At 59.6% G+C, this 666-nt stretch carries 1 protein-coding gene; it reads right to left on the reverse strand.

Annotation, left to right across the window (positions count from 1 at the left end; genetic code table 11):
- Window positions 1-666, reverse strand: a 666-nt coding sequence (gene istA / locus DMZ65_RS19375; RefSeq protein ID WP_116600316.1) for an IS21 family transposase, incomplete at both ends; no start/stop codon positions are given.

Consider the following 666-nt stretch of genomic DNA (forward strand, 5'->3'; position numbering starts at 1 on the left):
TTTCCACATATCCGTCAAATGCCCGCCCCAGAGGGCGCAGTTCCGCGCGCTCATCTTCGAACAGATCTGCAATCATGCGATCCGATTGCTCGGGATGGGGCCGGTTTGCCAGCTCTTCACAGCGTAGCCGCAGCCAATCGTTCAGCGCATCGAGATCATCAAAGGCAGGTTTGGGCACGAACAACCGGCCGCGCAAAAACTGGACCTGGTTCTCGACCTGTCCCTTCTCCCAGCCCGCAGCCGGGGTGCAGGCCACCGGCTCCATTACGTAATGGTTCATCAAGGCCAGGAACCGGGGATGGAATATCCGGTTCTTCGAGCGCGAGACATGGGTCACCATGGTCTTGGGGTTGTCGATGATCACTCGGCGCGGAACCCCGCCATAGAAAGACAGCGCCTGCGCAAAGGCATCCAGCACCATCTCCTGGACTTCGCCAGGATAGGCCACGACAAAGGGCTTGCGGCTGTGGCAAAGGCGGAAGTGGGCAACCTTCACCTTCTGCTCGACACCGCCCAGAACAACGCGTTCTTCGCTCCAGTCAAACTGGAGGGCATCACCGGCAGCAAAATGCAGGGGGATGAACGCCTCTCCCGATCCGGCGTCGGCACGCTTGAGGTCTCGGATAAATCGCTGAACCGGCGAATAGGAACCGGTATACCCTTCCG

The sequence above is a fragment of the Primorskyibacter marinus genome (genome assembly GCF_003313245.1).
Lineage (GTDB): Bacteria > Pseudomonadota > Alphaproteobacteria > Rhodobacterales > Rhodobacteraceae > Primorskyibacter > Primorskyibacter marinus.